Annotated in this window: 19 protein-coding genes and 2 pseudogenes; 9 read left to right on the top strand and 12 right to left on the bottom strand. The window is 68.3% G+C overall.

Translation table 11 applies throughout. The features are described 5' to 3' along the window. Nucleotides 1-37: 37 nt before the first annotated feature. Nucleotides 38-949 carry an RNA polymerase sigma-70 factor gene (locus tag ABZ027_RS21350; RefSeq protein ID WP_356770583.1) on the bottom strand — a complete coding sequence of 304 codons (912 nt, stop codon included), beginning with the start codon at nt 947-949 and terminating at the stop codon, nt 38-40. Between the two features lie 533 nt (nt 950-1,482). Here ABZ027_RS21350 and ABZ027_RS21345 point away from each other — a divergent pair. After that, entirely contained in the window at nt 1,483-2,016 is a 534-nt protein-coding gene (locus ABZ027_RS21345) for a hypothetical protein (protein WP_356770556.1), read from the top strand. Nucleotides 2,017-2,105: 89 nt separating this feature from the next. On the opposite strand, the gene ABZ027_RS21340 is transcribed toward ABZ027_RS21345, so the two are convergent. From ABZ027_RS21340 to ABZ027_RS21320, 5 genes are all read right to left on the bottom strand, one after another. Beyond that, nucleotides 2,106-2,834: a sigma-70 family RNA polymerase sigma factor gene (locus ABZ027_RS21340; protein ID WP_356770554.1), complete on the bottom strand. Its 729-nt coding sequence runs from the start codon at nt 2,832-2,834 to the stop codon at nt 2,106-2,108. A 300-nt stretch (nt 2,835-3,134) separates the two neighbouring features. Continuing rightward, nucleotides 3,135-5,864 carry an AAA family ATPase gene (locus tag ABZ027_RS21335; protein WP_356770552.1) on the bottom strand — a complete coding sequence of 910 codons (2,730 nt, stop codon included), beginning with the start codon at nt 5,862-5,864 and terminating at the stop codon, nt 3,135-3,137. A 146-nt stretch (nt 5,865-6,010) separates the two neighbouring features. Then, nucleotides 6,011-6,343, bottom strand: a complete 333-nt coding sequence (locus ABZ027_RS21330; RefSeq protein ID WP_356770550.1) for a WhiB family transcriptional regulator — start codon at nt 6,341-6,343, stop codon at nt 6,011-6,013. Then, nucleotides 6,340-7,773, bottom strand: coding sequence for a sugar porter family MFS transporter (locus tag ABZ027_RS21325; RefSeq protein WP_356770548.1), 1,434 nt, complete (start codon nt 7,771-7,773; stop codon nt 6,340-6,342). Before ABZ027_RS21325 ends, ABZ027_RS21330 begins: the two co-directional genes overlap by 4 nt. A 156-nt stretch (nt 7,774-7,929) precedes the next feature. Beyond that, the gene (locus ABZ027_RS21320; RefSeq protein ID WP_356770546.1) at nt 7,930-8,919 is read right to left on the bottom strand and encodes an ROK family glucokinase; all 990 of its coding nucleotides are present in this window, start codon (nt 8,917-8,919) and stop codon (nt 7,930-7,932) included. A gap of 362 nt (nt 8,920-9,281) precedes the next feature. Between ABZ027_RS21320 and ABZ027_RS21315 the strand changes: the two genes are divergently transcribed. From ABZ027_RS21315 to ABZ027_RS21290, 6 genes are all read left to right on the top strand, one after another. Continuing rightward, nucleotides 9,282-9,713, top strand: coding sequence for a cupin domain-containing protein (locus tag ABZ027_RS21315; protein ID WP_356770544.1), 432 nt, complete (start codon nt 9,282-9,284; stop codon nt 9,711-9,713). 239 nt (nt 9,714-9,952) lie between these two features. Continuing rightward, nucleotides 9,953-10,402: an SsgA family sporulation/cell division regulator gene (locus ABZ027_RS21310; protein WP_356770542.1), complete on the top strand. Its 450-nt coding sequence runs from the start codon at nt 9,953-9,955 to the stop codon at nt 10,400-10,402. A gap of 82 nt (nt 10,403-10,484) precedes the next feature. After that, nucleotides 10,485-10,886 (top strand): DUF1003 domain-containing protein, encoded by a 402-nt coding sequence (locus tag ABZ027_RS21305; protein WP_356770540.1) that lies wholly within the window; start codon nt 10,485-10,487, stop codon nt 10,884-10,886. Nucleotides 10,887-10,959: 73 nt separating this feature from the next. Next, nucleotides 10,960-12,315, top strand: a complete 1,356-nt coding sequence (locus ABZ027_RS21300; RefSeq protein ID WP_356770537.1) for an NAD(P)/FAD-dependent oxidoreductase — start codon at nt 10,960-10,962, stop codon at nt 12,313-12,315. 35 nt (nt 12,316-12,350) lie between these two features. Further along, entirely contained in the window at nt 12,351-12,692 is a 342-nt protein-coding gene (locus ABZ027_RS21295) for a hypothetical protein (RefSeq protein ID WP_356770535.1), read from the top strand. Nucleotides 12,693-13,528: 836 nt separating this feature from the next. Beyond that, nucleotides 13,529-16,309, top strand: coding sequence for an AAA family ATPase (locus tag ABZ027_RS21290; protein WP_356770581.1), 2,781 nt, complete (start codon nt 13,529-13,531; stop codon nt 16,307-16,309). Here the strand turns inward: ABZ027_RS21290 and ABZ027_RS21285 are convergent. From ABZ027_RS21285 to ABZ027_RS21270, 4 genes are all read right to left on the bottom strand, one after another. Next, nucleotides 16,306-16,476, bottom strand: a complete 171-nt coding sequence (locus ABZ027_RS21285; protein ID WP_356770533.1) for a hypothetical protein — start codon at nt 16,474-16,476, stop codon at nt 16,306-16,308. The two genes, ABZ027_RS21290 and ABZ027_RS21285, sit on opposite strands and share 4 nt — an antisense overlap. 63 nt (nt 16,477-16,539) lie before the next feature. Next, nucleotides 16,540-17,286 carry an SDR family oxidoreductase gene (locus tag ABZ027_RS21280; RefSeq protein ID WP_356770531.1) on the bottom strand — a complete coding sequence of 249 codons (747 nt, stop codon included), beginning with the start codon at nt 17,284-17,286 and terminating at the stop codon, nt 16,540-16,542. Nucleotides 17,287-17,359: 73 nt separating this feature from the next. Next, nucleotides 17,360-19,060 carry an FAD-dependent oxidoreductase gene (locus tag ABZ027_RS21275; protein WP_356770579.1) on the bottom strand — a complete coding sequence of 567 codons (1,701 nt, stop codon included), beginning with the start codon at nt 19,058-19,060 and terminating at the stop codon, nt 17,360-17,362. A 320-nt stretch (nt 19,061-19,380) separates the two neighbouring features. Beyond that, nucleotides 19,381-20,295: an RNA polymerase sigma-70 factor gene (locus ABZ027_RS21270; protein WP_356770529.1), complete on the bottom strand. Its 915-nt coding sequence runs from the start codon at nt 20,293-20,295 to the stop codon at nt 19,381-19,383. Nucleotides 20,296-20,666: 371 nt separating this feature from the next. Between ABZ027_RS21270 and istA the strand changes: the two are divergent. Together istA and ABZ027_RS21260 are read left to right on the top strand one after the other, a co-directional pair. Continuing rightward, a pseudogene (istA, locus tag ABZ027_RS21265) lies at nt 20,667-22,261 on the top strand (IS21 family transposase). Continuing rightward, nucleotides 22,258-22,905: pseudogene (locus ABZ027_RS21260) on the top strand (ATP-binding protein); the annotation flags it as partial. The pseudogenes istA and ABZ027_RS21260, both read left to right, overlap by 4 nt. A gap of 83 nt (nt 22,906-22,988) precedes the next feature. On the opposite strand, the gene ABZ027_RS21255 reads toward ABZ027_RS21260, so the two are convergent. Both ABZ027_RS21255 and ABZ027_RS21250 read right to left on the bottom strand, forming a co-directional pair. Further along, nucleotides 22,989-23,429 (bottom strand): hypothetical protein, encoded by a 441-nt coding sequence (locus ABZ027_RS21255; RefSeq protein WP_356770527.1) that lies wholly within the window; start codon nt 23,427-23,429, stop codon nt 22,989-22,991. Next, nucleotides 23,422-23,886 (bottom strand): DUF6228 family protein, encoded by a 465-nt coding sequence (locus ABZ027_RS21250; RefSeq protein WP_356770525.1) that lies wholly within the window; start codon nt 23,884-23,886, stop codon nt 23,422-23,424. The genes ABZ027_RS21255 and ABZ027_RS21250 overlap by 8 nt, the downstream gene beginning before the upstream one ends. Between the last annotated feature and the right edge of the window lies 1 nt (nt 23,887).

Below are 23,887 nucleotides of genomic sequence, written 5' to 3'. Positions count from 1 at the left end.
GCGCCTGCTCACCGCACGGGCTCTCGCGACGCCGCTGTCACACACCATCCGATGCAGGGCCAGGAGCAGTGGAGAAGCGGGAACGTGAAGCGATGAATGCGGCGATCTTGCTCGGGTTGAACACCCACATCACCTGGTGGATGCCCTCCTTGGATGCGGCGATGTGCAGCGACGCGACGGGCTCACCGTCCCGGTGGATCATTGCACCCGTTCGACCGTTGGCGTCGACCAGCCTGACTTCCACGTCCGGCCACAATCGTCGATAGACCGCGAGTTTGGCCACGCGTGCACGGCCCAGAACCGGTATACGAGCGCAAGCCCGCATGCCGTTGCCGTCGGACAGACTGACGGCATCGGGGGTGAGAAGGGCTTCCAGAGAAGCCACATTCCCCGTCTGAGCCGCTGCGACGAAGGCGTTCAGGAAGCGTCTGTGCTCCGCGGTGTCCACCTTCTCGCGCTGCTCGTCCGACAGGTGCTTGCGGGCACGGCTCACGATCTTCCGCACATTGACGAGGCTGAGCCGGAGGATCTCAGCGATCTCGGGATAGGTGTATTCGAAAGCCTCGCGCAGTACGTATGCGGCCCGCTCTGTGGGACTCAGCTTCTCCAACACCAGCAGCACAGCCATTTCCAAGGCTTCTGCGCGCTGCGCGCCCACCTCCGGGTCCGAGCTCGTGTCGATGGGCTCGGGCAGCCATGGCCCGATGTAGGTCTCCCGGCGCACTCGCGCCGATTGTGCGACGTTGATGGCCAAGCGAGTCGTGGCACTCGACAGGAAAGCCACCGGGCTGACCACTGCGGAGCGGTCGGTCTTCTGCCAGCGCAACCACACTTCCTGAACCACGTCCTCCGCCTCGACCGCACTGCCGAGCACGCGGTAGGCGATTCCGAAGAGGCGTCTCCGGTGCTGCACGAAGACAGAAACTGCCTCTTCAAGGTCACTTGCCATGGAGGACGCTTCGAGGGGCATGGTCTTGGGGTCTCCGTTTCTCCGGTCGCGGCTGTCCAGGGGCGCAACCACGAAGTTTCAGCGTGGTTACGGGCGCTCTGACCAGCGGTCCCAGGACAGTCCCTCGTCACGACCGACCCCATCGCATCTGCTTCATAGACCGGGCTCGGCCCGCTCCTGTGACAGAACTGGAGCAGAGAGATGTGCGGGTCAGGGTCACCGTCCCAGAAGTCGACCTCAGGGGAGACACACTGTCTTCGTAGGCTCGCCGCCCGATCTACGCCGACGTCGCGTCATACCCATTGCTTCTCCACACACGTTGGCAACAGTGGGTGCCGTACCATTCATGCGTGTCGAGCGGACCTCAGCTTCCGTCGGCATCACGGCGACCTGGCCTTTTGGTCATCTGATGCATCCACATTCAGAACGGGTCACTGCATATGATGTCAAGGGGAACCCGTTCCCGCGTTCAGACCGGGCGCCACCGCAGGTGAGCCGGGGCGCGGCACGAGGGTTGAGGATGAGAGGAACACATGGTCTCTGTAGCCGGCACAGCGCACAACATCGAGATCACCGCTGAGAGCCTTCAGGAGGACCTGGCCCGCTTGCAGGTCCAGAAGCAGGCGCTGGAAAGGGAGCTGGCCGCGGTCGTGGCGCATCTCGGCTCGGTGCAGCGGGCCTTGGGCGCTCTCGAAGCCCTGATGCAGGGCCAGACTGCGGTCCCCGCCGAACCGCAGACGGGCAGTGCCGTCGCCGAGCCTGCGGACACCACAGCGAAGGCGGCTGCACGCCGGCCGAAACGGCAGGGGGTCAAAGGCACGGCACGTCCTGTCGCCGCCGGCTCCGACGCACACGGGCAGAAGGCGTACGGCAAGCTCACTGAGCAGATCATGGCGTACTTCGCCGAGGTCGGCGACGTCGACGTGCGGGCCCGTGATGTCGCCGCGGCTCTCGGCCGCGACACCGACAGCGGAAGCATCAACGGCATCCGCAGCACCCTCGACCGCATGGTCGGCGCCTCTCGCGTCCAGCGGACCGGCCGGGGCCTCTACCGCGCCAAGCGTTAGGGGCGCAGTCGGCGTGCCGGCGCTGTGACGCGGAGACAAGGGCGGTGGGGGACCGCGCTTCGAGGGGGCAGCCTGACTCCCCCGGCGCTTCACACCAGCGACGACGACGCGCTCGCCGCGCGCGACACCGGCCCACAGGTCGATCGGTGGCCGCCGTCCACGGAAAGGACCCGTTCCAACTGCGCAAGGTCACCGGACTGTGCTGCCACCAGGAACGCCTGGACAAGCCGCCGATGCGCGACCGAATCCACGGGCTGCCCACGTCGGTTCTGAGCGAGACGCTCCTGGGCACGTGTGAACTGCTGCCTCGTATTGGCGACGCTGAGGCACAGGATCTCGGCGATCCGACTGTGCGGGTAGCCGAAACCCTCCCGTAGGACATACACGGCACGTTGCCTCGGCGTCAGCGCTTCCATCAGCAGGAGAACCGCTCGCTCGACGGCGTCCTGCCGCTCGGCCGCTGCCTCTGGGGTCGTACGGGTGTCCAGCAATTCCGGAAGCCAAGGACTGGCACAGGATTCTCGACGTCTCCATGCGGACTGAACTACGTTGATCGCCAGCCGGACAGTCGTCGTCCTGAGCAGCGCCGGCGAGTTCAGGACGACCGTACGATCTGTGCCCTGCCACCGAAGCCATGCCTCTTGGATGACGTCTTCGGCCTCGCTCGCGTTCCCGACGATTCGGTTGGCGATCTTGAGCAGTCCGGGCCTGGCACGGACGAACACCGCCGTCGCGTCGTCCAGGTCAGCGACCGTCGAGGTGGCCTCAGTACCCGCCATCTCCCGACCTTGCCTTTTTTCGACCAGGTGTGCGTCCACGATCGGCTCCTGTGCTCCGTAGTCAGCGGCTCCATGGATGTGACAACGAACGTCGCACCCCGGGGCAGCCGATCGCGCCCCTGGAAGGCCGTGGGCGGCTTCGTGGTCGTGCCGTGGTCGGTCCGTGGCCCAAGCTTCCAGAGCCACCCTGACCAGCAGCGATACGGGGCAGGCCGTGACCGGTGCATGGTTCGGCCAGGGCCTGTCCTACGGACGTCGCGCTCCACCGCTACCTGTCCGTGCGGCCCGCGGTGCCGGAGTGCTCCCGCTAACCCCTCCCTGCCGAGCGTGTGCCCTACTTCAGGAAGCCGGTGTCGTCGACGGCAGGTGTCCGAGTGCGGAAAGCGCGGCGGCGAGCTTGCCGCGGCTGGTGATGCCCAGACGGGGATAGATGCGGTACAGATGGGCTCCGACGGTGCGGTGCGAGATGAACAGGCGTTGACCGATCTCCCGGTTGCTCAGCCCCTGTGACGCCAGCACCGCGATCTGCATCTCCTGGGCCGACAGCCGGTCGCTGGTGTCCGCATGCCGTCGGCTGCTCGACTCGCCGGCGGCGCGGAGTTGCTCGCGAGCCATCTCGGCCCAGGGCCGCGCGCCGATGCGGTCGAACTCGTCGCGGGCGCTGCGCAGCGGATTCCGGGCGTCGACGTTGCGCCGTTGCCTGCGCAGCCAGCGCCCGTGGTGCAGGTGCATCCGGGCCCGTGCAATTGCCCAGCCGGCGGGCAACGCGTCCAGCGCCGCTTTGTGGCGCTCCTGCGCCGTGTCGTCCGGCGCCAGCACCGCCTCGGTGTAGGCCTGGGCCACCATCATCATTTCCGAGGGCAGATGGGCGGCCAACTCGGGGAGTCCGTCCAGGAGTTCCCGTGCCTGCTGCACGGTTCCCGCGGCCACCGCGGCGTCTGCCAGGTCCGGTGCGAGCAGCCAGCGGCTGACCGAATGGTAGTGGGGGTCGGCAGAATCGAACGCGCGTGCGAGGAGCTCGTACGCCTCGGTCGCTCGGCCGTCGAAGAGCGCGAGCAGGCCCTCGACCTGCTGCGCCATCACGGCGGCGAACGGCATGCCGGGGAACAGCCGGTGGGCGCGCAGCTCGCCGAGCATCCGCGCCGCGACCTCGGTCTCCCCGCGCACTGCCGCCACCAGGCTCCCCGTCGCCTTCACTCCCAGCCAGACGATCCATTCCCCGGTCTCCTCGGCCAGGGCGAGTCCTTCGCCGGACTCCTCGCGGGCCCGATCGAGCTGGCCGAGGTACACCCGTGGCCAACTGCCGGCGAGTGACCGGGCGAGCAGTCCGAGCCTGCCCTGCGACCGCCACACCGCGGCCGCCAGCGACAGGTACCGGGCGGCACGGGTGACGTCGCCCAGGACCATCGCGCCGCTGCCGAGGAAATGCATGATCCGGCCGTCCTGGTGGTCCGGCCTGAGGGCGTCGAGCCGTGCGATCACCTCGGCGCCGTGCCGGTACGGTTCGGTGTACGCCCGTACCGTCAGGACGACGGGGGCGTTTGGATCCGGGTTCCAGCGGTCCAGTTCGGCCGCGGCCAGCGTGCGCACCCGTACATCGCCGTCCTGGAAGAAGCACCGGGCGGAGGCACGCCACAGCAGGTTCTCGGCGACCCGCACGTTTCCCGTGTCGAACGCACCGGCCGCCGTGGTCACCATGTCCTCGATCCGGCGGTGCGGGTCGTCGGGTTCGAACGCCGCCTTGTCGGACACGACCATGAGGCGGGCCCGCTCCAGTGGGCCGAGTTCGCTCATGTCGGCCCGGTCCAGCAACAACTGGGTGTGGACCCGGTCGTTGATCTCGCTGGCCGCCTCGACGGCCCGGACCAGGATTTCGGTCCTGCGGCGCGTGTCCTGAACGAGATCGGCCGCCTGACGGAGGGCCGGGACGGCCGACGCGAGCTTGCCCCGGGCCAGCGCCGTTTCGGCGAAACGTTCCAGCCGGGCGGCGAGCTCCTCGTCCTGGCCGAGCGTCGCGGCGGCCAGGTGGAGGAGTTGGCGCTCGGGGGTGTCGGCCATGGCCGTAGCGATGGCGTGGTGGGTGGCCAGCCGGTCGGTGACCGGGGCGCGGGTGTAGGTCGCCGAACGCATCAGCGGATGCCGGAACTGGAGGGCACGGCCGACCAGAACAACCAGACCGGCCTCCACCGCCTCCTGCACCGCGTCCACGGAAACCGCCGTGTCCCGCAGTCGACTCGCCACGTCAAGCAGCCGGCTCAGTGGTGCGTTGGGCTCCGCGGCCAGAGCCAGCAGGAGGGTGCGGCACTCCGGGCTCACCGAGTCCGTACGCGCGGCGAACGCGTCCTCCAGCCGCTGGGTCAGTGGTAGATCGTCCAGTTGCGTGGCCATGTCCTGCACCGTCTTGGGCAGTTCGACCAGGGCCAGCGGGTTGCCCTCCGCGCGCTCCAGGATGAGGGCCCGTATCGGCGCCGACAGGTCCGGTGCGCCCGCATCAAGTAGTTCGGCGGCAGCCGGCAGGGCGAGCGGTCGCAGATGGAGATCCGGCTGCGCGCTCGGGTCGTAGGAGTCGGAAGCGTGGAGCCGAGAGGCGGTGATGATCAGTACGGGGAGGTCGCGGGTGCGCCGGGCCACGAACCTGAGGACGTCCCGGCTCGACGCGTCGATCCACTGCAGATCGTCGACGAGCAGGAGGAGTGGCTGCCGGTCGGCCTCGTCGGCGAGCAGTTCGAGTGCGGCGAGCGCGACACGAAAGATGTGGGGTTCGGTCTGGGTGGCGCTGAACGCGTCGACCAGGGCCGTCCGGTGCGGGGGCGGCAGCTTCCCGATGCCGTCGGCGACCGGTTGCAGCAGCAGTTGCAGGGCTGCGAACGGCATCCACAGCTCGGTCTCCACACCGGCCGCGCTCAGCACCTTGAAACCGATTTCGGTGCCCTCGGCACCGAGAGTGCCCAGCAGAGCCGACTTGCCGACACCGGCGGTGCCGTGGATCAACAGCGCACCGCCGCGTCCGTCCGCCGCGTCCGCCAGCAGCCTGCGAAGGATGCGCAGCTCCTCGTCCCGGCCGATCATCGCGTGAGTACTGGGTTCGGCCTCAGGAGGGCCCCGGCTGCTGGGCTGAACATGTGCGGCTTCCTCTGTGCAGAGGGTCACGTCGCACGACATCCTAGCCCCGGTCCGGTACACCCTCGTTGCCCGTGCAACATCGGTGAGGCGACTTAAATCGCGTCGGTTCGCAGCTCGAGTTCGGTGGGTTCGTGCGACCGGGCGCGTGCGGTCGGCGGTCCCATGCGGAGGAGCGTCTCGCGTGTCTCCTCGGTCAGACCACCCCAGATCCCGTGCCGTTCCCGGTGGTCGAGCGCGTACCGGCGACATGGAATCCGCACCGGGCACTGATCGCAGGTCATCAGCGCCCGTTGGACGGTCGCCAGGTCACCCGGAGGCGGGAAGAAGGTCTCGATGTCGGCGCCTCGGCAGGACGCGGCCGGCCACCAGACCGCCGCACGGACGGGCAGGGCAGGGTTGTGGGGCCGAGGTCGGGGCGCTGTCATCCCATCTCCTCCAGTTTCCGGCCGTTGGTCTCGCGCACCCGGAGGGCGACGAAAACGAAAGAGAGCACGGCGAAGCACGTATAGACGGCATAAGTTGACGAAAGGTTCCAGTCCGACATACGGGGGAAGCTTTCGGTGACGGCCCAGTTGGCGATCCAGTTGGCGGCGGTCGCCATCGACATCGCGGCGGCGCGGATTCGGAGCGGGAACATCTCGCCGACCATCACCCAGAGCACCACACCCCAGGAGACCGCGAAGAAGAAGACGAAGGCGTGGGCGGCGACCAGTGCCACGGTGCCCTGCGTGTCCGGTATGGACAACCCCGCGCCACTGCCCGTCTTGTACGAGAACGCCCAGGCGGCGAAGGCCAACGACACGGCCATGCCGGCCGAGCCGGTCAACGCGAGCGGTTTGCGGCCGACCCGGTCGATCAGAAGCATCGCCACGACGGTTCCGACAATGTTGACGATCGATGTGGACAGGCTGATCAGGAGGGAGTCGGCCTGGTCGATGCCCACCGACTGCCACAGCAGCGACGAGTAGTAGAAGATGACGTTGATGCCGACGAGTTGCTGGAAGACGGCCAGCCCCATGCCGACCCACACGATCGGCAGTAGCCCGAAGCGGCTGTCGAGCAGATCGCGTACCCGCGGCTTGTGGTCGGTCTTCAGCGCGTGCTGGATCTCGGCGATCCGGTCCTCGGCGCCGTCGTACGTGCCCCGCAGGTCGCGCAGCACGACGAGCGCCTGGACCTCGCGGCCCGTGGCGACAAGGAAGTGCGGCGACTCCGGGATGCGCAGGGTGAGGAGCAGATAGGCGAGCGCCGGTACGACCGCGGCCATGAGCATCCACTGCCAGGCGTGCAGAGCACCCAGCGAGTTTTCGCTCTTGCCGTCGGCCCCTTGAGCGATGCCCCAGTTGACGAGCTGGGAGGCGGTGATGCCGAGCACGATGGCCGCCTGTTGGAACGAGGCCAGCCGACCGCGGTGGTCGGGCGGTGCGACCTCGGCGATGTAGGTGGGTCCGATCAAGGAGGCGAGGCCGATCGCCATACCACCGACGACGCGCCAGGCTCCCAGGTCCCAGGCGGAGAAGGGCATGGACGACCCGAGCGCACTGATCGCGAAGAGGGCAGCGGCGAGGTGCATCACGCGTGGACGGCCGATGCGGTCGGCGAGACGCCCTGCGACGGCCGCTCCGAATGCGGAACCGAGCAGGGCGGAGGCGACGATGGTGCCCGTCTCGCTGGAAGTGACATCGAATCGGTGCTGGATTCCGGTTACGGCGCCGTTGATGACGGCGCTGTCGTAACCGAACAGGAAACCGCCGATCGACGCGGCCGCCGAGATGGAGGTGATGCGCCGGAGGTTGGTCGGGCGGAGCGCGGCGCTTGGGTGGGCCGGTTCCCTGGAAGAGGCGTTGGTGGTCATGGACAAGGTCTCCTTCACAGGACCGGATGCACGGACGTGCGGGCGGGGGCTCCCGGCCAGGCGGGCGGGCACCGGTCGTAGAGGACGTGGATCGGGATGACGACTGCGCTGGTGCCCGGCACTGCTCTTCGCGCCCGTCGGCGTGCGCGCCGCCGGTCAGCGGATGGCTGCCGGGGTTGACAGCAGTTCGTGGAGGCGGGCGAGGTTGGCCGCGCCGACGAGGCCGGCGTCCGCTCCGACGGTGGCGGTGCGGACTTCGGCGTAGACGCGGTGCTCGCCGCCGCCGAGGGCCCGGCGGTAGGAGATCTCGGCCGGACGTCTGATCAGCTCGCCGGTGTCGCCGAGGCCGCCGCCGATGACGAGGACGGACGGGTCGAGGATGGACGCGAGGTCGGCGAGGACCTGCCCCAGCCAGCGGCCCGACCGCGCGAACACCTCGAGGGAGAAGGGATCGCCGCTGAGGGCGGCCTTGGTCACATGGTGCCCCTCAAGGCCGGAGGGCGTGCCGTCGCCCAGCGCGAGCACCGCCGCGGCGCCTGCCGGATCGGCGGCAGACATCTCGCGGGCGCGGCGCGTGTGGGCCGCTCCGCTCGCGTACTGCTCCATGCAGCCGTGCTGGCCACAGGGGCACCGACAGCCCTCGGGGACCGCCCGATAGTGGCCGATCTCGCCGGCCATGCCGAAGCGGCCGCGGAAGAGCCGGCCCCTGCTGATGATGCCTCCGCCCAGGCCGGTGCCCGCCATGACCATCAGCATGTCGTCGTGCCCGGCGCCTGCCCCGTGGATGAACTCACCCCATGCGGCGGCGTTCGCGTCGTTCTCGACGACGACCGGAAGTCCGGTGGCCTCCTGGACGATGTCCCGGATCGCCTTGTCGTGCCAGCCCAGGTTGGGCGCGAAGCGCACCGTCGAGCGGTCCGCGTCCACGTATCCGGCGGCTCCGACGCCGACCGCCCGGACGTCGTCCCAGCCCCTGCGGACCCGCTGGACCGCCTCGGCGACCGCCTCGGCGATCCGGTCCGGGTCGTGCGGGGTGGGGATGCGTACACGGGAGACGACCTCCCCGCCGGGATCGACCGTCCCTGCGGCGATCTTCGTGCCGCCGAGATCGACGCCGACGGTCAGACCGCCGTGCTGTTCGTTCACGCGGCACCGCTCAGGCCGTCGAGCCGACGGAGAGCGCGCCGACGCGTGTATCTGCCTGACCATGCCGGGCCGACGAGAAGAAGGAACATGGTGTGGCTCCTAACGTTGTGATGCAGTGTGAATGTGGGAAGAGCCGGCTCATCACCATGGGGAACACCGGGCATGGTGGCTTCGGCACCTCGAAGGCGGCGGTTCGCCGCCGGTTCGGGGACAGCTTCAGCTTCCGTGATCCGGCGGCGAGTTGCTTGAGTCATTCGACTGTGTCCTGGACGTTGTAACCCGTCGTGTCACAGATGTGGGGCTGTGCCCGGTCTTCTCTGTGAAAGACATTGGATCGACGGAGGTGTGACACGGTGTTGGAGATGGAATCAACGAGAGGCGACGGCGAGCACGGGGACCAGGAAGGGACCGGTCCCAGGATGCTTGCGGACGTCAGGCCGCCCTTCGTGCCGGAGGGCGCGTCGGCGATGACCGTGCTGGTGGAGTGGCCTCCGGGACACCCCGGCACGCCACCGCACCGGCACTCGGGGCCGTGTTTCGGCTACGTCGCCGAAGGCGCCGTCCGGTGGGAGCTCGAGGGCGAGCCGGAGCGTGTGATCAAGGCCGGTGAGACGTTCTGGGAGCCGGGCGGTGAAGTGATCCACTACCAGAACGGCAACGCCCTGTCGGACACGCCGGCCAAGTACGTAGTCTTCATGTTGTGTGCGCCCGGCCGGCCGATGCTCACGCTGGTCGACGAGGAGGAGCTGGAGAAGCGGGCCCACCTGCGCGCCCCGCGTCCTTCCGCCGACTGAGCCACCGCCCGGAGACGGCATCCGTCACATCAGTGATCTCACCGTGCACCGGCCCGCGAGCACGAACATCAGTGACGTGACTGCATGGGCGGCTCGCGGGTCATGTGACTGATGGTGGCGAGCCCACAGGGCCTCGCCGATTCGTGGTGTACCTGAATCACACGATCGGGCGCAGGACGCATCACACCGTGTGCCCTCGAACACCCCCTGATCCCACCAGTTTACTGAGCGGTGATGTGATGAGAGAACCCGACAGTTTCACTGTGGTGATGTGCCGGATGCTTGTCCGCCTGGTTGTCGCCGAAGGAGTGGACCGACCCGCGGTGCTGGATCTGTCCTACGACAGAGCCGATCCCTACGCGGTCTCCCTGACGTTCCACATGTGCGCTCACACGGCCGTGCGTTGGGTGGTCGGCCGCGATCTCCTCCTGGACGGACTGGAGAGGCTCGTCGGTGTCGGCGACATCCAGGTCTGGCCTTCCCGGCGCCCGTCGGCGGGCAAGGTACAGATCGCGCTGTGCCCGGGTCCGAAGCAGGAGGCGGTCGTGGTGACCGTCTCGGCGCGAGCCCTGGAAGCCTTCCTGCGACGGACCCTCGCGATGGTGCCCGCCGGTAGCGAGGATTGCCACCTGGACGTGGACACAGCCGTCCACCAACTCCTGAGCGGTCCCGGTGAGTCGCTTCGATAGGGGCCGTCCGAGCCGGACGGACCGGCGCCGGGCGAGGTCGCAGACTCCGTCCACGGCGCGCAGGCACCCTACCTATCTCGCGGTGCAGAAGGAGCGCGCCGAGGACGTTCAGTTGCGGATCGCCGACTGGATCACCCGGTTCGCCGGATCGATGTGGTTCGTCTACATCCACATGGTCCTGTTCGCCGCATGGATGGTCGGGGTGGAGAAGAGCCCGTGGGAGACGCTCACGCTGATCGTCTCCCTCGAAGCCATATTCCTGTCCACGTTCGTGATGATCGGGCAGAACCGACAGTCCGAGTTCACCCGCAAGAAGGCCGACCACGACTACGAGGCGCAGGAACTCGAGCTGCGTCGCAACACGGAACTGACGGAACTCGTGCACACGCTCACCATCGAGATCCACAAAGCGGTGAATGCCGTGGCCGTCGACGAAACGGGCACAGACGACAACGCGAAACAGGTCTCCGAATCCACTGCGTGAGTCGCCCTCGCGTGTCACACCCGCGCGGCCTGCGCGGTCTAGGTGGTGTCGGACAACGAAGCAGAGGCCAATCATGCGAGAGATTCTGATCGTCGGCGGCGGCTACGCGGGCTTCTACACCGCATGGGGCCTGCAGAAGAAGCTGCGTCCGGGCGAAGCGCGCGTCACGGTCGTCGACCCGCGCCCGTACATGACCTATCAGCCCTTTCTGCCGGAGGTGGCGGCCGGTTCGGTGGAGGCGCGTCACGCCGTCGTCTCACTGCGGCGGCATCTGAGTCGCACCCGGCTGATCGCGGGGACCGTGACCGAGATCCGTGACGCGGACCGTACGGTGACCGTCCGCCCGGTGCGCGGAGACGCCTACGAGCTGCGCTACGACATCCTCGTGGTCACTGCCGGCGCCGTGACCCGCACCTTTCCCATCCCCGGACTGGCGCAGCGGGCCATCGGCCTCAAGCACGTGGAGGAGGCCGTGGCGATCCGTGACCGGCTGATGACCGCGTTCGACCAGGCCGCGTCGCTGCCGCCCGGCCCCGAGCGACGAAAGCTGCTCACCGTCACCTTCGTGGGAGGCGGGTTCTCCGGCGTCGAGGGCTTCGGTGAACTGCTGTCACTGGCGACTGCCATGCTCAGGTCTTATCCGGAGCTGAGCATGGACGAAGTGTCCTTCCACCTGGTCGAGGCCCGGGGCCGGATCCTGCCCGAGGTGAGCGACAAACCGGGTGCCTGGGTGGTGCGCCACCTGGAAGGTCGCGGCGCGCGTGTCCACCTGAACACGCAACTGCTGTCCGCCGAGGACGGCCACGTCGTCCTCTCCGACGGAGAGGAGTACGACTCCACGCTGATCGTCTGGGCCGCAGGCAACGCCTCGAACCCGGTCGTGCACAACCACACGGACCTGCCGGTCGATGAGCGTGGCCTGCTCCTGGTCCGCCCCGATCTGCGTGTGGGCACGGACAGCGAGCCGGTGCCCGGCGTGTGGGCCGCCGGGGACGACGCGTCCATTCCCGACCTGGCCTCGCCGGTGCCGGGCGCACGCACGGTACCGAACGCCCAGCACGCCGTGCGGCAGGGGCGGCTCCTCGCCAAGAACCTCGTGGCCGACCTGCGCGGGAAGCACGTCCGGAACTACCGCCACAGCAGCCTGGGCGTCGTGGCGACACTGGGCCTTGGGCGGGGCATCTTCCAGTACAAGGGCATCGTCATCAAGGGATTCCCGGCATGGCTGATGCACCGGGGCTATCACGTGCTGGCGGTGCCCAGCTGGGAGCGCAAGATCCGCGTTCTGGCGGTCTGGCTCACGGCGGCTCTCACGGGCCGGGATCTCGTGTCTCTCGCCTCCGTGCAGCACCCGCGGGACGCCTTCGTCACGAGTGGGCGGACGCAGGGGCCGGACGCCGGCCGTACGAAGGAAAGGAGCACGGCATGACCATGTGGAGTTCTCGTTTCCAGCGGGGGTCCGCAATGGACGCGCACAAGGAGGCCGCCCGCGGCCTGACCGACATCGAGGGATTCCTGTATCAGGAGGCTCATATGGGAGCGACGCGCCGCCGCGTGGCGGACCTCACCGCGCGCGTGGAGGGGCTCACCCCCGAGCAGAAGCGGGACATCGGGCAGTGGTACGTCGCCGAGCAGAGACACGTCGCCCACATGGTGACCGATCACATCGCCGAGCGCGTCGAGGCGATAGAAGCGCAACACCAGATTCGGATCCGGCAATGGCTGCGGGGGACACTCACCGCGATGGCGCTGATCACCCTGACGATGATCGCGTGCGTAGTGGTGATCCTGGGGTCGTCGCGTTGAGGGGCGGGCGCCGCCGGACAGGTCCTGGGAACGCCATGTGCGAACCAGGCCGAGGCTGACTTCCGTCGAGCGCGCCGCCAATCTGCTGCGCGGGGCGTGCGGCTACGCCTACGTCGAGATCGCCGACATGCTCCAGCTCAGCCTCGTCAGGTAAGGCGTCCACCAGCTGCTCCGCATATGCACTCCGAGCAAGATCGCCGCCCTTCTCGATGCGCGTCCCCGTGGGGCGATGTCGCCCGACGTCGTGCCGGACGATATGTGACGGCGGCCGCATGCCGACGGCGTGGAAACAAGAACGCCGAGCGCTCGGCCGTCGACAGCGGCTGCAACGCGTTCAGCACGACCCGGCCGGCCTCCACCTCCGACGTCCGTACTCCGTGGCCGACCCGCACCCGAGCCGGGCCGTGTGAGCCGGTGCAGGCACCTCCCGCCCACAGTCTTCGCCAGCCAGGACCGGGGAACCATGACCTCTCGGCGCACCTGCGGTGACACAGGCTCACTGCGGTCGCGTGTCACATATCACGGCCCCCCGCCCTTACCGGACAACACCGCACCTCTGAAATCAACGTCGCGCCCAGGGGCAACCGATCACCCCCTTGGGCAGCCGAGGGGGCCAATGCTCATGGGTGCGGTATCCGCAACCAGCCCCTATGCTTCACTCTGCCGTTGGTCGAGAAGGCCATGGCCATTCGGTTGCCGACAACGACGCCACATACAGCTGGTCACCCACCGCACCCACCGACGCACCCGTCACCAGGGCACTGGCCGCCCACGAACACAGCCGCCGCGATCTGGAGACGTACGAACGCCGGTCGATCCTGACCAGGGAGGCTGCCATGATGAGCCGCGGTCCCTTTGCCGGACTCCTCGGGCGGCGAGACGAGTGCCGGGCGCTCGACGACCTCTTGGCGGGCGCCAGGTCGGGGCGAAGTGGGGTCCTGGTCCTGCGCGGTGAGGCAGGGATCGGCAAGACCGAGCTCTTGAACTACGTCTTCGAGCACGCCACCGGATGCCGCATTGTCAGGGCTGCCGGCGCCCAGTCCGAGATGGAGCTCTCCTACGCCGGATTGCATCAGCTCTGCGCCCCCCTGCTGGGCGGCATCGACAATCTTCCCGAGCCTCAACGCGACGCACTCTGCACGGCGTTCGGGCTGCGTGGTGGTGATGCACCCGATCGGTTCCTGGTGGGCCTGGCCACTCTGAGCCTCCTCGCGGAAGCCGGCGGTGACCAGCCGCTGGTCTGCCTCATCGACGACGCGCAGTGGCTGGATCGCGTGTCGGCGCAGACTTTGGAGTTCGTTGCCCGTCGGCTGCTCGCGGAGTCGGTCGTGCTCCTCTTCGCCGTCCGCGAGGCGACCGCCTGCGAGCCGGCTGCAGGCCTGACCGATCTGCCCGATCTGCCCGTGACGGGCCTGACCGAGAGCGACTCCCGAGATCTCCTCGACTCCGTCGTCACCGGTCCCCTCGACCACCGGGTACGCAGCCGCATCGTCGCCGAGACGCGCGGCAATCCGCTGGCCCTGCTCGAGCTGCCTCGCGGATTGGCCCCGGTGGACCTCCTGACCGACGGCTTCGTGCGTACCGACGCGCGGCCGTTGTCGAGCCAGATCGAGCAGGGCTTCCTCCGCCGCGTCCGGGCTCTCCCGGACGGGACGCAACGCCTGCTGTTCACCGCCGCTGCCGAGCCGGTCGGCGACGTGACGCTGCTGAGGCGGGCGGCCGCGCGGCTCGGGATCGTCCTGGACGCCGCTGTGGAGCACGCCGAGGCCTCGGGGTTGATCACTTTCGGCACTTTGGTGCGCTTTCGGCACCCGCTGGTGCGCTCGGCGGCGTATCGCGCGGCAGGCCCGGACGGCCGTCGTGAGGTGCACAGAGCGTTGGCAGACGCGACCGATGCCGAGCTCGATCCCGATCGTCGCGCTTGGCACCTGGCGCGGGCAACGGCCGGACCTGACGAGACGGTGGCTGCCGAGCTGGAGCGCTCGGCGGACCGTGCGCAGGCGCGTGGCGGAATCGCCGCGGCGGCAGCCTTTCTCGATCGAGCTGCCGAGCTGACTCCGGACCCCGCACGTCGCGGAGCCAGGGCGTTGGCAGCGGCGCACGCCAAGTACCAGGCCGGCGCGTACGACGCCGCGCGAGAGCTGGCGGACGCGGCGGAGCTGGGTCCCCTCGACGAGCTCGGAGCTGCACAGTCGACATTGCTGCGTGGTCAGATCATGTCTGCGTCGAAGAGCGCCAGCGCAGGTCTGCCGCTGCTGCTCGAAGCGGCCAAGCGGCTCGAATCGCTCGACGCAAGGCGCGCCCGTGAAACCTACCGCGACGCGATCTACGCGGCTCTCACCGCCGGCCGGCTCCCGAAGGGCGGCATTCTCACAGTGGCGAAGGCCATACTGAGCGCACCGATGCCCGCTGAGCCGACACGCGACGATCTACTTCTGGCGGGTCTTGCACGGGTGACCACGGAGGGCTACGCCGCAGGCACGCCGATGCTGCTCGAGGCGCTGGTCGCATTCCGCACCGACGAGGTCTCGAGGGAAGAGGGTCTCGGCTGGCTACCGCTCGCATGCCGCTTGGCTCACAGCACGTGGGACTTCGAGAGCTGGTCCGTGCTCTCGGCAGGGTTGGTCGACCTGGCACGCGAGACGGGAACACTGTCCGTGCTGCCGTCGGCTCTCCTGCTGCGCCTGTCGAATCGGGTCTTCGCAGGCAACCTCGTCGGCGCCGACTCCCTCGTCGTGGAGGCGACCGCAATCGGCGAGGCGACCGGCAGCAGATTCTTCGCGCACTACGGGGCGCTCGTCGTCGAGCCGTGGAAGGGCCGGGAGCCGGAGACCCAGCAGGCGATCAAGGCAATCACCCAAGACCTCCTCCTGCGAGGAGAGGGCAAGGTGGTGACCGCGACACAGTGGGCGGCGGCGGTGCTCTACAACGGCCTCGGCCGATACGAGGAGGCCTACGCAGCCGCCAAGCGGGGTTGTGAGAACCCGCAGGAACTCGGCCTGTACCTCCAGTCGATGGTTGAGCTCGTCGAGGCATCAGGACGACTCGGAAAACCGGAAGACGCAACCGAGGCGGTCCGGACAATCCATGACATGGCGCAGGCCAGCGGCACCGACTGGGCCCTTGGCACCTCGGCCATGGTCCGTGCGCTGGTGAGCGACGGGCAGGCCGCCGACGCTTTGTACCGCGAGGCGATCGAGCGGCTCGGCAACACCGAGGTCCGGACGGAGTTCGCACGCGTCCAGCTTCTCTACGGCGAGTGGCTTCGCCGCGGGAACCGCCGCGCGGACGCCCGCGCGCACCTCGCCGCCGCCTACGACATGCTCAGCCAGATCGGCGCCGAGGCATTCGCGGAGCGTGCGCGACGCGAGCTGCAGGCCACGGGAGCGAAGGTTCGTAAACGCACCGCCGCGACGCATGAAACCCTCACTCCGCAGGAGGCGCAGATCGCTCGTCTCGCCGGCGAAGGGCTCACGAACCCCGAGATCGGCGCCCAGTTGTTCATCAGTCCCCACACGGTCGAATGGCATCTCCGCAAGGTGTTCTCAAAGCTCGGCATTTCCTCCCGCAGGGAAATCCGCACCATGCAGCTCGAAGGCGAGGCGACGTCGGCTTAAATACTCGAAAGCCGGTGCAGAGCCGCCGAGACGGCTTTCATGCGTCGGTCGACGTCCACCAACTCCTGTCCCAGTTCGGTGACGCGAGTCTGCAGTTCGGCCGCCTCTGCGGACAGCGCGACGATCGCGACCGTGATATCGCTGCGTCCTTCATGGGTTGTGGCCATGGTGCTCCTTGTTCTGTCGGCTCGGGTGGCCCGTCCGGAGGAAAGGGCCACCCGAAACGATCTCTACTTCTGCTGTGCGAGCCAGTCGCCGAACCTCGTGCCGGCGATGTGTGCGCCGGCACCCGGCAGAAGTGTGGCCTCCTGCAACGGGGCGCCCCAGTACGTCGCCTGCGGGTCGGTGACGATCTTGCGGGGGTCGTTCTGGGCGCTGAGTCCCATACGGATGAACTCCTCGAGCTGGAACACTTCGGGACCGGCGACCTCGACCACCCCGTTCACCGGGCCCCCGACCGCGGTGCGGCTGACGGCCGCGGCCACGTCGTCGGAGACGATGGGCTGGATCTTGGCGTCGGGCAGGTGCACGGTGTCACCCTCGGTGACCCCGTCGGCGAGCCCCTTCGCGAACTCGAAGAACTGGGTGGCGTGCACGATGGAGTAGTGGTTGCCGGACGCCCTGATCAGGTCTTCCTGGGCCTGCTTGGCGCGAAAGTATCCGCTCCCCTGCAGGCGCTCGGTGCCGACCACGGACAGTGCCACATGATGCGCCACGCCCGCCTCGGTCTCCGCCTTCAGCAGATTGGCCGTCGATGTGTGGAAGAAGTTCATGACGGCCTCGTCCTCGAACGAGGGTGAGTTCGATACGTCGACCACCACCGACGCACCCTGCAGGACCTCGGCCAGCCCCTCGCCCGTCAACGTGTTGACGCCGGTGTTGGGCGACGCCGCGACCGCTTCGTGCCCGTGCTCGCCGAGCCTGGCGACCACCTTCGAGCCGATCAGCCCGGTGCCACCGATCACTACGACCTTCATGACGGAATTCCCTTCGGGTTTCGCTGATGCCTGTACCAGTAGAGACCGGGCACGAGTTCTGTTTGTGACACCCCTATTCGACGAGTTTGCCCGCGGTCGAGACCTCCTCCATCAGGGAGGAAATCTCGTCGGGAACGGCCGGAATGCTCTCGCGGGTGACGCCCGTCGTCGGGGACCACACCAGATTCACCTGCAGAGCGGGATCCAGGCCGGGGTAGTCACTGCGGTTGTGGCAACCGCGCGTCTCGCGACGCTCGACGGCCGATTCGAGGGTGGCCCGGGCCGCGAGGGCGGCTGACTTGAGATCGAAGGCGTGTGCGAGGTCCTGATAGCCCGCGATGTCCGGGTGGATGCCGACGGCCTCCATGCGCTTCTCGATCACCGCGAGTTCCGCCAGTCCGGCGCGCAGGCCGTCCTCGTCGCGTACGACGCCCGCGTGCTCGGTCATGATGTCGCGGATGGCCCGTTGCAGGGCACGGACGTTCTCGGTCCCGTCGGCCGCGAGAAGGTCGTCGATCTCCGCGCGGGCCTCCGCGATGGCCGACGCCGACCGCGGCTGCGCCTTGAGGGACTGCGCATAGGAGGCGGCCGCCTGACCGGTGAGGCGGCCGAACACCAACAGCTCGATGAGGCTGTTGCCGCCGAGACGGTTGGCGCCGTGCAATCCGCTCGACGCCTCGCCGATGGCGTACAGGCCACGGACGTCGGTGCTGTGGTCCTCCGGACGCACCCACACACCACCCATCGAGTAGTGCGCCGTGGGCGCGATCTCGATCGGATCGCGGGTGATGTCCAGCATCTGCAGGTCCAGCAGGGTCTGGTAGACGCGGGGCAGGCGCGTCATGATCGTCTGCCGGGGCAGGTGGGAGACGTCGAGCCACACGCCGCCCTTGGGCGTGCCGCGCCCTTCCCTGATCTCCGTGTACGCCGCCAGGGCCACGCGGTCACGGGTGGACAGCTCCATGCGCGCGGGGTCGTAGCGGGCCATGAAGCGTTCCCCGAGCGCGTTGCGCAGGATGCCGCCCTCGCCGCGGGCGGCCTCGCTGACCAGCGTGCCGGCTGCGTTCTCCGGCTCGATGATGCCGGACGGATGGAACTGCACCAGCTCGGCGTCACGCAGTCGGGCCCCGGCCTCCACGGCCAGGCGAAAGGAGTCCCCCGTGTTCTCGTCGCGCCGCGAGGAGGTACGCCGCCAGATGCGCGTGTGGCCGCCGGCGGCCAGGACGACCGCGTCGGCCTGGATCAGGTAGCGCCGTCCGCTCGTGAGGTCGAAGCCGTACGCGCCGAACACGGCGCCCTCGTGCACCAGCAGCCGGGTGATGTACACGCCTTCCAGGACAGGAATGTCCAGTTGCTCCGCGCGCCGGATGAGGGTGCGCTGGATCTCCAAGCCGGTGTAGTCGCCGGCGAAGGCGGTCCTGCGGAACTTGTGCGCGCCGAAGAAGCGCTGTGAGAGTCGGCCGTCCTCCTCCCTGGCGAAGGCCATGCCGTAGCGCTCGAGATCGTCGATGCCTCGGGCGGCGCCCTGGGTGACGATCTCCACGGTGCGGGGATCGGCGAGTAGGTAGCTCTCCTTGAGGGTGTCGGCGGCGTGCTGCTGCCAGCTGTCCTCAGGGTCCATGGTCGCCAGTGCCGCGTTGATGCCGCCGGCCGCCAGGGCCGTATGGGCGTCCTCCTTGGGGCGCTTGCCGACGGCGAGGACGTCGATGCCGGCCTCGGCCAGTTCGATGGCCGCTCGCAGGCCGGCACCTCCAGTGCCGATCACCAGCACCATGGTGGCAAGACGTTGTTCGGTGACAGCCACGGTCCACTCCGATCACAGGGGTCGTCACCCAGTACGACCGGACAGTCCCGCGATCTGTGACGACCCAGGGCGTCATGGCCCCAGGAGGCCGGCCTGACGGTGATCGGAGCGCCATGCCAGGCCGTCCTCGGGTACGGGCACGACGCCTCGGCCCGATGCAGGAGTGAGGCAGCGACGTCCGGACGAGCGCGGCCTGTCGTGCAATGCGGCCGGCTGCCCGTGGAAGCAGATCGCGAACCCGGCGGTGAAGACCGACCTGTACCCGCTCTTGTGAAGCGCACGGGGGGCGTTCAGGAGGAGAAAGTGGTGTCACCGTCCAGGGATGCCACGTAGGGTGCCAGTTTTTCTGGATTCATGACCCACATGGCCCGCTCGATGCCGCGTTCCGAGATGTCGAGGGTCAGCAGAACCACGGCCGTCCCCCCGGCCGAGACGAGGGCGGCCGGCCCGCCGTTGGCCTCGACCCAGTGGATCTCCTTCTGCGGCCAGAAGCGCGGGGCGAAGGCGGCAAGGTACCTGGAGACGCGCACCAGACCGACGACCGGAAACTTGGACGCCCCGCGCAGCCCGTTCCCGTCGGTGTAGCTGACCACGTCGTCGGCGAGAATGCCTTCGAGCACGGCCAGATCACCGGTCTGTGCCGCGGTGAGGAACACCTCCATCAGCCGTCGGTGCTCGCTGGGCTCGACGGGCTTGCGGCGCTCCGACGCGATGTGCCTGCGCGCGCGGCTGACCAGCTGGCGGGTATTGGTCTCGCTGGTCTCCAGCATGTCCGCGATCTGCTGGTAGGGGTAGTCGAAAGCCTCCCGCAACACATAGGCGGCCCTTTCCACGGGGTTGAGCCGCTCCAGCAGGAAGAGCACCGCCGTGTCGAGCGCTTCGGCCCGCTCGGCACCCAACTGCGGATCCGCGCGCGTGTCGACCGGTTCCGGCAACCAGGGGCCGATGTACGACTCGCGTCGCACCCTGGCGGACTGGGCGACGTTGAGCGCCAGACGGGCGGTGACGGTGGCGAGGAATGCCTTCGGCTCGCGGACGACGTCACGGTCGGTGCCCTGCCACCGCAGCCACGCGTCCTGTAGCACGTCCTCGGCCTCCGTGGTGCTGCCGAGGACTCGGTAGGCGATGCCGAAGAGATGGGGACGCGCCGCCATGAACACGTTCGTCGCCTCGTCGAGGGAGTCCGTGTCGTCCCCGAGACCCATGCGTGCCGCCTTCACTTCCCATCCCGTTCTCGCAAGCGCTTGCCCACGGTACGGCAGGCGGGGCACGACCTGGCAGAACATGTCATGGCCGTACGAGCCGCACAGCCAGGGCGGAAGGATCCGGCCGTCCGGTCAGTGCGATGAAACGCTTCTTCTCCAGTTCCGCATCATCATCGCACGGGAGGCCGGCCACAACCGGAACGCCTCGTCGTGCCGACGCAGCACGTGTGGTTCTGTTGACGGAATCCGACACCACTTGTCGCTCAGGGTCGAGAACGCCGTGTTTCGCCGGAGGGCGACGTTTGTGAGTTCTGGCAACGCTTGAGGGGTTGCGGTGGGAGCATTGACGTGCTCTGCGGGATGAGGCTGCGATGCCGCCACCGAAATCCAAGGTCGACTTGTACGCGGCGATCCGCCGTGACGCTCGGGCAGGGATGTCGTACCGGGCCTTGATGCGTAAGTACGGAGTCGGATTTCGCACGGTGAAGGCCGCGTTGGAGTCGGTCTGGCCGGAGCCCCGGAAGAAGCCGCGGCCGCGCGGGACCCGCCTGCATGCCTACAAGCCGTTGATCGACGCGATGCTTCGAGCGGATCTGGATGCTCCGCGCAAGCAGCGTCACACGGTCAAGCGGATCTTCGACCGGCTCCTGGACGAGCACGGGGCGGAGGCGGTGACCTATCCGATGGTGCGGGCCTATGTCGCCGATCGGCGGCCCCAGATCGCTGTTGAGGCCGGCCGCGGGGTGGTACACGCGTTCATTCCGCAGTCCCACCGGCCGGGGGCCAGGGCGGAGGTGGACTTCGGCGACGTGAAGGTACGCCTCGCCGGTGAGCAGGTCACCTGCTTCGTGTTCGCGATGCGCTTGTCGTATTCGGGCAAGGCCGGCCACCGCGTCTTCGCCTCCTGCGGCCAGGGCGTCCCGACCGGCAAGGTCCGCTACGACAACCTCCGCTCTGCGGTCTCCCGGGTGCTGAGCTCACGCTCCCGCGTGGAGAACGAGCGATGGACCGCGTTCCGGTCGCACTTCGGCATCGATGCTGCGTATTGCCTGCCCGGCATCGAGGGCGCTCATGAGAAGGGTGGGGTGGAGGGGCAGATCGGCTGGATCCGCCGCAATCACATGGTCCCCGTCCCCCGAGGTCGCCTCCCTCGCCGAGCTCAACGCAATGATCGAGCAGTGGGACGAGGACGACGAACGGCGCCGGATCGGCTCCCGGCCACGGCCGGTGAGCGAGTACTTCGCTGTCGAACGGCCGCTGCTGCAGCCGTTACCGGACGAACCCTTTGAGACGGGACGGCTGTTCAGCCTGCGGGTGGACCGCTTCAGCCAGGTCAGTGTCCGCACCAATCGCTACTCGGTGCCGGTGCGGCTGATCGGGCGGACGGTGAGAGCGATACCGCACGCGTCCGAGCTGGTGGTCTACGACGGCCAGCAGGAGGTCGCCCGTCATGAACGGCTGATCGCCAAGGGGAAGGCCCGGTTGGATCTGGACCACTATCTGGAAGCCCTGGTCCGCAAGCCCGGAGCGTTTCCCGGGGCCACCGCCCTCGAACAGGCGCGTTCCGCAGGGAAGTTCACGCCCGGTCCATGACGCCTGGTGGGAGGCGGCGAAGGCTTCCCACGGCGAGCAGGACGGCACCCGGGCCCTGATCGAGGTCCTGCTGATGGGCCGCCACGTCCCCCACGAGCACCTGGTCGCTGGGCTTGCCTTCGCGCTCAGGGCCGGCGCCCTGACCGCGGACGCCGTCGCCCTGGAGGCCCGGAAGGCTGCCGAAGCCTACGAGGTCGCGGCTCCGGTTGTCCCGGCGGAGCCGGAACGGACGAACGTGACTTCGCTGACCGAGCGGCGGCTGGCCCAGCTTCCGCCCGACACCCGGCCGCTGCCTTCGGTCGCGGCCTACGACCAGCTGCTGCGAGCCCGGCAGCCGGCCGACCGCCCCGCCATCCAGGGAGAGATGCCGTGACACTCAAACACCACCGCGGGCTGACCGAACAGGCCGCGACCGCCGCCGTCGACCAGGCATGCCGCATGCTCCGGCTGCCCACTATCCGGGCCCAGTTCCCCGACCTGGCCGAAGCCGCCGCCCGCGACCAGATATCCTATCGCGGCTTCCTCGCCGAACTGCTGATGGCCGAGTGCGACGACCGGGCCACGCGACGCTCCGAACGGCGCATCAAGGCGGCGCAGTTCCCGCGGGAGAAGTCGCTGAGGGCCTTCGGCTTCGAGGCCAACGGGAACGTCGACGCAGCCGTCATTCACACTCTGGCGACCTGCGAGTAGGTCAAGAAGGGCCTGCCGCTCTGCCTGATCGGCGACTCCGGCACCGGCAAGTCCCACCTGTTGATCGCGCTCGGGACCGAGGCCGCCCTGGCCGGCTTCCGGGTCCGCTACACACTTGCCACCAAGCTGGTCAACGAGTTGGTCGAGGCGGCGGACGAGAAGGTCCTGACCAAGACCATCGCCCGCTACGGACGCGTGGATCTCCTCTGCATAGACGAACTCGGCTATATGGAGCTGGACCGCAGGGGCGCTGAGCTGCTGTTCCAGGTGCTCACCGAACGCGAGGAGAAGAACAGCGTCGCCATCGCCTCCAACGAGTCATTCGGCAAAGCGCACATGTTCCGGGGAACCAGTGCGAGGTGTTGCCGAACTGCGACAGGTTCGACGAGGCATAGCGGGCACTCTCGTAGTCAGACGTCCTGTGGCCATCCACCCAGGGCCCGCGTCAGATGCTCGCGCAGTTCCGGATCATCCGTCGCCGCCGCGAGGCGATAGGCGGTAGGACCGACACGCCAACCCGAATCATGATCGAAAGGCGGTCGCTGTCCCGCTGCATTGTGCGCGAGCTTGGCCACCAGTTCCGCGAGTGCAAAGCGCAGAGCGTCTTCCTCAGCCAGCGGGGCCTCTTTGCTCAGACTCCGTTGCCGGATTCGGTCGAAGACTTCGCGGCCCCGCGGCCAGTGGTCTTCACGTTCTGCCAGGTTCAGTGCCTCGTCGATCTCTGGTGACTGTCCCCTCCTCCGGGCTGCAGCAGCAAGAACGCTGCCTGCCCAAGCAACTGGTTCCTGCTGTTGCTGGAACAAGTTCCGCCCCCAGATATAGAGACGCTCATTCAGCGACAGGTCAGCCACGATGGCTCCCATTCTCGTGGAGGAAGTGGCGGAGATCGGCGGCGAGGATGGACATCTGCTCGCCGGCCTCCAGCCATGTGGTGACGGATCCTGCCCAGCCGCCCGCGGCCGTCGGCCAGGGCTGAAGAGTCCAGGTCAACCCGACATGCCCGCCAGCCCGGAAGACCGCTGTGACGGTGAGGTCGTGATCGTTGTTCTGCCAGACGCGCTCGCCGTCCCACCCTCGAAAGTCCCGAGCCAGCTCCTCCAGGAAGGGCACCAGGTCCGCGTCCCAGATCCATGCGACCACTTCATCGACGCGGGCATTCAGCCCGGGCGCGCATGCCTCAATGGCGTAGTGCACGCGGTCGTCGTCCGGACGGAAACGGTCACAGAACCTCACCCTGACCGCCGGGTTGTCCTGGGAGCGGACGACCACCTCGGTCAATTCGGTGAGGCCAACCTCGTGAGTGCTCATT

The sequence above is a fragment of the Streptomyces sp. NPDC006332 genome (assembly GCF_040612855.1).
Classification (GTDB): Bacteria; Actinomycetota; Actinomycetes; order Streptomycetales; family Streptomycetaceae; genus Streptomyces.
Note: the sequence above shows the minus strand (reverse complement) of the source record. Positions and strands in the feature narration are given on the sequence as shown.

Excerpts from the sequence above, each read along its gene's own strand:
- ABZ027_RS21350 (WP_356770583.1), bottom strand. The coding sequence starts at position 949 with ATGGCAAGTGACCTTGAAGAGGCAGTTTCTGTCTTCGTGCAGCACCGG.
- ABZ027_RS21345 (WP_356770556.1), top strand. The coding sequence starts at position 1,483 with ATGGTCTCTGTAGCCGGCACAGCGCACAACATCGAGATCACCGCTGAG.
- ABZ027_RS21335 (WP_356770552.1), bottom strand. The coding sequence starts at position 5,864 with ATGATCGGCCGGGACGAGGAGCTGCGCATCCTTCGCAGGCTGCTGGCG.
- ABZ027_RS21330 (WP_356770550.1), bottom strand. The coding sequence starts at position 6,343 with ATGACAGCGCCCCGACCTCGGCCCCACAACCCTGCCCTGCCCGTCCGT.
- ABZ027_RS21325 (WP_356770548.1), bottom strand. The coding sequence starts at position 7,773 with ATGACCACCAACGCCTCTTCCAGGGAACCGGCCCACCCAAGCGCCGCG.
- ABZ027_RS21315 (WP_356770544.1), top strand. The coding sequence starts at position 9,282 with ATGGAATCAACGAGAGGCGACGGCGAGCACGGGGACCAGGAAGGGACC.
- ABZ027_RS21310 (WP_356770542.1), top strand. The coding sequence starts at position 9,953 with ATGAGAGAACCCGACAGTTTCACTGTGGTGATGTGCCGGATGCTTGTC.
- ABZ027_RS21300 (WP_356770537.1), top strand. The coding sequence starts at position 10,960 with ATGCGAGAGATTCTGATCGTCGGCGGCGGCTACGCGGGCTTCTACACC.
- ABZ027_RS21295 (WP_356770535.1), top strand. The coding sequence starts at position 12,351 with ATGGACGCGCACAAGGAGGCCGCCCGCGGCCTGACCGACATCGAGGGA.
- ABZ027_RS21290 (WP_356770581.1), top strand. The coding sequence starts at position 13,529 with ATGATGAGCCGCGGTCCCTTTGCCGGACTCCTCGGGCGGCGAGACGAG.
- ABZ027_RS21285 (WP_356770533.1), bottom strand. The coding sequence starts at position 16,476 with ATGGCCACAACCCATGAAGGACGCAGCGATATCACGGTCGCGATCGTC.
- ABZ027_RS21280 (WP_356770531.1), bottom strand. The coding sequence starts at position 17,286 with ATGAAGGTCGTAGTGATCGGTGGCACCGGGCTGATCGGCTCGAAGGTG.
- ABZ027_RS21275 (WP_356770579.1), bottom strand. The coding sequence starts at position 19,060 with ATGGTGCTGGTGATCGGCACTGGAGGTGCCGGCCTGCGAGCGGCCATC.
- ABZ027_RS21270 (WP_356770529.1), bottom strand. The coding sequence starts at position 20,295 with ATGGGTCTCGGGGACGACACGGACTCCCTCGACGAGGCGACGAACGTG.
- ABZ027_RS21250 (WP_356770525.1), bottom strand. The coding sequence starts at position 23,886 with ATGAGCACTCACGAGGTTGGCCTCACCGAATTGACCGAGGTGGTCGTC.